Below are 7,550 nucleotides of genomic sequence, written 5' to 3'. Positions count from 1 at the left end.
CGTTCGGCTCAAGAACGCCCGTTCCCCAGCTCCGCGGCCGCCGCCAGCGCAGCCCAGACCGAGAGCCGCGCCACCTGGCGATCCAGATCCTGCCGCTGATCATGAGACGAGACCCGCGCGTAAAGCCCGGCCCCAACCTCCGGCACAGACTCCCCATTCGACTGCTCGATCAGGACGGTGCGCTGATTGATCCGCCGGGCGGGAACCGGCAGTCTCCCCTCCCGGAACCAGCGATAAGCGGTCTGCGGATGGATCCCCTCAGAATCTCGGGAGCAGTTCGCAACCCCTGCCGTCGTGGCCTCGTCCAAGGTCTGCCGGGAATTCGTGCGCTTCACTCTGGAGACGCTGGGGCTGGGCGAACTCGCCGAGACGGCTGTGCTGTACACCTCCGAGTTGGTGACCAATGTGCACCGGCACGCGCAGGGTGATGTACACCTCAGAGCAGCCGTCGAGGCCACTCATGTCCGTGTCGCCGTGTACGACGGGAGCGCGCGGCTGCCCTCGCCCCGCCGGGCGTCGGCCGGGGACGGCGGTGGGCGAGGCCTGTTTCTCGTCACTGTGCTGTCGGACGTGTGCGGGGTGACGCCGACGGAGGGTGGAAAGGGGGTGTGGTTCCAGCTCAATCGGTGATGACTCCCGGCGTCGGCTCCCGCAGAAAGCGTGAACAGTGAAGGGGAGTATGCCCTTCAGGGGCTCAAACGAGCGAGGTGTGAACGCGACGGGGCGAAGTGTTCACACCGTGGGACTCACTCTGCACCCGGTGCCGCGCCCAACGGCCCACCGTCATGCCCGCCTCTGCAACACCACATCGGGGACACCATCGCCAGTCGGCCGGACCCCGACAGCTGCTGGTTCCACGACGCTCCCCTGACGTTCTCCCGACGGCACGGAGGCTGCCTGGTCAGCGTAGTGCGCGTCACATCCCGGAGGGCCTGGATCTTGCCGACCGGTGACATGACGCACAGGCGATTTGTCCGGTACTAGGGCGAGTAGTGGTGACGCGTGGTGGGGCAAAACGGACCTTTAGGTCGAGGGGTGGGCGGGCGCCTCGATGTCGGCCAGGCTCGGCTCGGAGGGGAGTGTCCGGGGCGTAAGCGGACGGCTGTGAAGTGGGGTTAAACCAGACTTCCAGTAAGAAACGCGGAGGATTCAATACGGGATGGCCTTCATGTCAAGAAGATGGAAGTTTCAGAGTCAAGTACGACTTTGACTCGTAGATGAGCTCTTTGTGGGGCAGCAGGATCGCGGGTTACCAAGGGACCTCACCCGGCGCATCGGCAGCGCGCCGGGTGCGTTCATGCCCATCCCTTCGGAGGTAGTCCCCATGTCGCAGCGCATCACCAAGTCCCACGTTCTCCGTACGTCCCCGCTCCGTGCCAGGGCGGCTGCCATGGCCGCCGGGCTGGGGGTGTCGGTCGCGCTGGGGTCTGGGGTCGCGGTCGCCGCCGGTGATTCGGCGAACGCCGGGGCCGTGCAGGGGAATGCTGCGGCGTCCGTACGGGAGCAGGCCGCGGTTCAGGCCGAGTCGGCGTCGAAGGCCGAGGTCGCCGCTCAGGGCAAGCCCGCCGAGGCCGTGAAGAAGGCCGCCGCCAAGAAGGCCAAGCCTTCCTGGGTCGACCCGGTCCAGAAGTACAAACTCTCCGCCAGCTTCAACCAGGCCGGAAACCTGTGGAACTCGACCCACTCCGGCCAGGACTTCGCCGTCGCCTCCGGCACCAAGGTCTTTGCCACGCACGGCGGCACCGTCGTCAAGGCCGGCGGCAACGGTGCCGGTGACGGGCCCGCGTACGGCAACGCCATCGTGGTCCGGCACGGCAACGGGACCTACTCGCAGTACGCCCACCTGTCGCGCGTCGAGGTGAACGCCGGCCAGGTCGTCGCCACCGGTCAGCGCATCGGGCTCTCCGGCAACACCGGCAACTCCAGCGGTCCGCACCTGCACTTCGAGATCCGTACGTCCGCCGACTACGGCTCCGCGATAGACCCCGTACGCTTCCTGCGCACCAAGGGCCTCACCCTCTGAGGATCCGTGAGCGACGTCCGTAAGCGGCAAAGGGCCTTCAGGACTCCTTGGGGGAGTTGGCCCTGGTGATCAGCTCTGTGGCGACCTCGAGGACGGCCTTGCGCTTCTCCTCGGGGTCGCCTTCGATGTCCCTGAGGGCGAACATCCCGGCGTGCATGGAGAACAGGGCGGTGACGCAGCGGACCTGGTCGGTCATCGTGGCGTCCGGCTCCCTGAGCAGGTCCACCATGAGGAGCATGCGGTCCTTGAAGGCCTCGCCGGAACGCAGCTCACGCACGGTCGCCTGGTTCTCCTGCATGAAGCGGAACAGGGGGGCCGCGTCGTTGAGGGCCTCGCTGTAACGACTGAGGACCTCGCGCTTCGTCCCCAGGGTGCGCGGCTGCTGCTTGCCCCACTCGATCAGCTCGTCCATCGGCTTCGTCAGATCCTGGAAGAGGCTGATGAGGATGTCTTCCTTGGTCCTGAAGTGGTAGTAGAGCGCCGCCTTCGTGACGTTCAGCCGCTCCGCGATCTCCCGCAGGGACGTCTTCTCGTAGCCCTGCTCGGCGAAGAGTTCGAGGGCCACGTCCTGGATGCGCTGGCGGGTGTGTCCGCGTTGTTGCCTGCTGGCGCCCATCGTGGCTGCTCCTAGCGCTTCATGGGTGGGTAAAGAGGTGGGTAAAGAAAAACTTACTTGACGCCCGGCTAGTTGCGGACCTACGTTCCAAGTGTAGTCAACTTGCCGGGCGGCAAGTAAGTAGCAAGGCGGTACCAGGGGAGTGGGGACGATGGCGGACACCGAAACAGAAACAGGGGATGTGGCCGCGGACGCCGGGGCAGTGCAGGACAGCGGGGGCAGGAAACCCAGGAGCGTACGCGTCGTCCTGCTCGCGCTGATGATCGCGATGATGCTCGCGATGCTCGACAACATGATCATCGGGACCGCCATGCCGACGATCGTGGGTGAACTGGGCGGACTCGAGCATCTGTCGTGGGTTGTCACCGCGTACACGCTCGCGACCGCCGCCTCCACTCCGATCTGGGGCAAGCTCGGCGACATGTACGGCCGCAAGGGCATCTTCATGACCTCGATCGTGCTCTTTCTGATCGGGTCGGCCCTGAGCGGTATGGCGCAGGACATGGGGCAGTTGATCGGGTTCCGGGCCGTTCAGGGACTCGGCGCCGGTGGTCTGATGGTCGGTGTCATGGCGATCATCGGCGATCTGATACCGCCCCGGGAACGCGGCAAGTACCAGGGCATGATGGCCGGCGTGATGGCGCTCGCCATGATCGGCGGACCGCTCATCGGCGGCACCATCACCGACAACTGGGGCTGGCGCTGGTCCTTCTACATCAACCTGCCGCTCGGTGCCGTGGCGCTCCTCGCCATCGGTGCCGTACTGCATCTGCCCAAGAAGCGGGCGCAGGCTCGGATCGACTACCTGGGTGCCGGGCTGCTGGCCGCGGGCATCACGGCGATCGTGCTCGTCACCACGTGGGGTGGCACCGAGTACGCCTGGGGCTCCGCCATGATCATGGAGCTGATCGGGATCGGGGTCGCCGCGCTGGTGGGCTTCGTGTTCGTGCAGACCAAGGCCGCTGAGCCGGTGATGCCGCTGCACATCTTCCGCATCCGCAACTTCTCGCTGATGTCGGTCATCGGTTTCATCACCGGGTTCGTGATGTTCGGTGCGGTGCTGTTCCTGCCGCTGTACCAGCAGGCCGTGCAGGGCGCGTCCGCGACCAACTCCGGGTTGCTGCTGCTGCCGATGCTCGGTGCGATGCTCATCGTGTCGATGGTCGCGGGGCGGGTGACCACGAACACCGGCCGGTACAAGGTCTTTCCGCTCGTGGGCAGTGTGCTGATGGCCGTCGGGCTGTTCCTGCTCGCGCAGATGGACACGGATACGTCGCGGGTCACCTCCGGTCTCTACATGGCGGTTCTCGGCGCGGGCATGGGGTGCCTGATGCAGATCACCATGCTGGTCGCGCAGAACAGTGTCGAGATGAAGGACATGGGAGTCGCGTCCTCCTCCACGACCCTGTTCCGTACGCTCGGGGCGTCCTTCGGTGTCGCGATCATGGGAGCCCTGTTCAACAACCGGGTCCAGGACGTGATGGCCGAGCGGGCCGGGTCGGCCGGGTCCGCGGTCACCGAGCGGTCCGCGCAGTTGGACGCGGCGAGTCTGGCGAAGTTGCCGGAGGCGGCTCGGGAGGCGTATCAGCACGCGGTGTCCTCCGGTACGCATTCGGCGTTCCTGCTGGGATCGATCGTGGCTGTTGTGGCTTTGGTGGCGGCGGTGTTCGTGAAGGAGGTGCCGTTGAAGGGGGCGGCGCCGCAGGCGGGGGAGGGCGTGGAGGACGACGTTTCGGCGAAGGGGACGGTGGCGGAGACCGTCTGATTTCGCCCCGCCGCCCTTACCCGTCCCATCCCGGGGCCAGCCCCGGATCCCCGCCAGGGGCTCTGCCCCTGGACCCCGCTGGGGGCTGCGCCCCAGACCCCCTTCGGGGCTCCGCCCCTGGACCCCGTTTCGGGGGCCAGCCCCCGGACCCCCGCTCCTCAAACGCCGGAGGGGCTGATTTTCCGCGACCCTGGGCTGATTTCTGCAGCTGAGGTTCCGCTGCCCAAGCGGAACCTTGCCCAGGGGACACTTTGCAGCTGACCCCAGGCACAACCAGCCCGTCCGGCGCTTGAGGACGAGGCCGTTCAGGCCGACAGCGGGGGCCTGGGGGCGGCAGCCCCCAGAGGGGTCCCAGGGGCGAAGCCCCAGTTACTCCGGCAGCATCGGATAGCTCCCCGTATTCGTCGGCGCATGCTCCGGCAGCCACAGCACCGCCACCGCCCCCTCCGCGGGCACGTCCTCCGGCGCAGCCACGGGGCGTACGTTGCGGAAGGTGAGCCGTGCGCCCAGCACCCGGGCCTGGCCCGCCGCGATGGTCAGGCCAAGGCCGTGGCCGTGGCCCGCGCGGTCGGTGCTGCCGGTGCGGAAGCGGCTCGGCCCGTGGGCCAGCAGCTCCTCGGGGAAGCCGGGCCCGTGGTCGCGTACGCGGATGACCCGGCCCTCCACCGTGACCTCGATGGGCGGCCTACCGTGCTTGGCGGCGTTGACCAGCAGGTTGATGAGGACCCGCTCCAGGCGGCGCGGGTCGGTGGTGACCTGCGACTCGTGCACCACCCGCATCTTGATGGCCGCGTCCCGCGCCGCCACCCGCCGGCTCACGAACTCGCCCAGCAGGATGTCCTGCAACTCGGCCCGCTCGGACGCGCTGTCCAGTCGGGCCACCTCAAGGACGTCCTCGACGAGCGTACGCATCGCCTGCGCCCGGTCCCGTACGAGCTCCGTCGGCCGCCCCGGTGGCAGCAGCTCGGCCGCCGTGAGCAGCCCGGTCACCGGCGTACGCAGCTCGTGCGCGATATCGGCGGTCACCCGGCGCTCGGCCTCCAGACGCCGACTGAGCGCGTCCGCCATCGCGTCCACGGCCCGCGCTAGGTCATCGGTCTCGTCGCGTACGACTCCGCCGATGGCGTCCCGCACCCGTACGTCCGTCTCGCCCTGAGCGACCTGCCGGGCCGCCGTGGCCGCCTTGCGCAGCCGCCGCGAGAGCTGGCCGCCGATGAGGACACCGAGCGCGCAGCCGCCGAAGACGAGCACGCTCGAACCGATGAGCAGCGCCTGGTCGAGGTCGTCAAGCACGGCCGCGCTGCGGTCGGTGAACCCCGTGTGCAGCGACAGGATCCGGCCGTCCTTGAGCGGTACGGCGGCCCAGATGTCGGGCACACCGCTGGGGCCGCCCGCCACATAGGTCGCCCGTCGGTCGGCCGTGACCTTCGCCAGCAGGTCCTCCGGCAGGTCCGGATCGTCGATCTTGATGCCGGGGAAGTTGGTCCGCCCGGACGTCTCGTAGTTCCGCTGCGCGATCTGCACGCGCTCGTCCGCCAGGTCGCGCGCGTTGGAGAGCATCGAGTACCGGGCGGCGTTGTGCACGACCAGGCTCAGGGATACGGCCACCAGCGCCCCGACCGCGGCGATCGCCGCGCTGAGCTTCCACCTGAGGCCTGTACGCAGCATCGGCCGCGTGAATCTCCGGCGGCGGTCCGGATTCCCGTCCGGATTCCCGCTCGGACTCGTGCTCGTCCCCCGCATGATCCGGTCAGGCCTTCAACTTGTAGCCGAAGCCGCGGACCGTCTCGATCCGGTCCTGGCCGATCTTCGTACGCAGCCGCTGCACATGGACGTCGACAACGCGGGTGTCACCGCCCCAGCCGTAGTCCCACACCCGCTCAAGGAGCTTGTCGCGTGAAAGCACGGTTCCCGGCGCGGACGAGAACTCCAGGAGCAGCCGCATCTCGGTGGGCGTCAGCGCCACCGGCGTACCGCCCCTGCGGACCTCCATGCCCTCCCTGTCGATCTCCAGATCGCCGTCACCGAACGACAGCACACCGCCGTCGACGGACGAGGAACTCTCGGCTTCTGCGGCGGCCCGCTGCCCGCTCGCATGCCCGAAGCGCCGCAGCACCGCGCGGATCCGGGCGACCAGGACGGCCCCGTCGAAGGGCTTGGTGACGTAGTCGTCGGCGCCCGCCTCCAAGCCCAGTACGACATCGATGGAGTCGGCGCGAGCCGACAGCATGATCACCGGGACCGTGGACTCGTCGCGGATCCGGCGGCACAGCGAGACGCCGTCCAGGCCCGGCACCATCACATCGAGGAGCGCGATGTCGGGCTGGTCCGCACGGAACGCCTCCAGGCCGGCCAGTCCGTCGGGCATGGCGGTGACCACGAAGCCGTCGCGCTCCAGCGCGAGCTGGGTGGCCTCGCGGATGACGTCGTCGTCCTCGACGAACAGGACGTGGGTCTGCTCTGCCATCCGGTGCTCTCAGTTCTCCGTCGGTCGGTTGTCGGGAGGCATCGATTGTCAGCGAAGGCCAGTCGATTGTCAGCGGGCAGGGTCGGTCGTCAAGTGTCAGGTGTTGGGCAGGGGCAGCTGTCAGGCGGGGTCAGTCCTCGGCCGGAGCCGCCGTCTCGCCGTCCACCACCTTGCTGTAGTCGTTGTGCGTGCGGGCCCGTTCCGTGAAGCGGTCCGTGGTCCAGCGGTACGTGATCACTACCTCGCCGGACGGAAGCGCCACCGAGTCGCCCTTCTCGTACACCTGCTGGGTGACCACCAGGTCGCCCCGGTCGATCTCCGCGTAGACCGGGGACTCCTCGGCCCTGAAGACGTTCTCGTACTCATCGCCCTGCTCGCGATACACATACGAGCCGACTCCGACCGCATCGCCGCAGGTCAACACGTTGACCACGATGTCGTTCGCAGATCCGCCCGTCAGCTTGCCGTACGAGACGTCGACCGGGTACTCGTCGGCGATGCACGGCTGCAGATCGCGCTTGACCGCCGCGCTGACCTTCGGGTCGGCCTTGAGGAGCCGGACCGCGTCCACGCTCGGCTCGGCCGTGGAGGGCGCGGCGGAGGGCGCGACGGCGCCGACCGACACCGAGTCGGAACGGGCCGGGCCCTCGTCGCGGGCGCCGGTGCCGCCCGTCCCGCA

7 protein-coding genes are annotated in these 7,550 nt (G+C 68.3%); 3 read left to right on the top strand and 4 right to left on the bottom strand.

Annotation, left to right across the window (positions count from 1 at the left end; all coding sequences use genetic code 11):
- The first annotated feature begins 294 nt into the window (after positions 1–294).
- Both IEZ21_RS45055 and IEZ21_RS45050 read left to right on the top strand, forming a co-directional pair.
- Positions 295–630, top strand: coding sequence for an ATP-binding protein (locus tag IEZ21_RS45055; protein ID WP_281399762.1), 336 nt, complete (start codon positions 295–297; stop codon positions 628–630).
- Between the two features lie 694 nt (positions 631–1,324).
- Positions 1,325–2,023 carry a M23 family metallopeptidase gene (locus IEZ21_RS45050; protein WP_189327605.1) on the top strand — a complete coding sequence of 233 codons (699 nt, stop codon included), beginning with the start codon at positions 1,325–1,327 and terminating at the stop codon, positions 2,021–2,023.
- A gap of 37 nt (positions 2,024–2,060) precedes the next feature.
- Here the strand turns inward: IEZ21_RS45050 and IEZ21_RS45045 are convergent, their stop codons facing one another.
- The gene (locus IEZ21_RS45045; RefSeq protein WP_189327604.1) at positions 2,061–2,639 is read right to left on the bottom strand and encodes a TetR/AcrR family transcriptional regulator; all 579 of its coding nucleotides are present in this window, start codon (positions 2,637–2,639) and stop codon (positions 2,061–2,063) included.
- Positions 2,640–2,790: 151 nt separating this feature from the next.
- On the opposite strand from IEZ21_RS45045, the gene IEZ21_RS45040 reads away from it, so the two are divergent.
- A complete protein-coding gene (locus IEZ21_RS45040) occupies positions 2,791–4,404 on the top strand; it encodes an MDR family MFS transporter (protein ID WP_189327603.1) in 1,614 nt (537 codons plus the stop codon).
- 369 nt (positions 4,405–4,773) lie between these two features.
- Here the strand turns inward: IEZ21_RS45040 and cseC are convergent, their stop codons facing one another.
- From cseC to IEZ21_RS45025, 3 genes are all read right to left on the bottom strand, one after another.
- On the bottom strand, positions 4,774–6,072 hold the full coding sequence (gene cseC, locus IEZ21_RS45035) for a two-component system sensor histidine kinase CseC (RefSeq protein ID WP_246568897.1): 1,299 nt from the start codon (positions 6,070–6,072) through the stop codon (positions 4,774–4,776).
- A gap of 82 nt (positions 6,073–6,154) precedes the next feature.
- Positions 6,155–6,871 (bottom strand): two-component system response regulator CseB, encoded by a 717-nt coding sequence (gene cseB, locus IEZ21_RS45030; RefSeq protein WP_189327601.1) that lies wholly within the window; start codon positions 6,869–6,871, stop codon positions 6,155–6,157.
- 130 nt (positions 6,872–7,001) lie between these two features.
- The coding region (locus IEZ21_RS45025) for a hypothetical protein (protein WP_189327600.1) at positions 7,002–7,550 on the bottom strand (549 nt) is incomplete at its 5' end.

The organism is Streptomyces flaveus, assembly GCF_014647675.1.
GTDB classification, from domain to species: Bacteria; Actinomycetota; Actinomycetes; order Streptomycetales; family Streptomycetaceae; genus Streptomyces; species Streptomyces flaveus.
The sequence above is the reverse complement of the archived record's forward strand: the minus strand, read 5'-3'. Positions and strand labels throughout refer to the sequence as shown.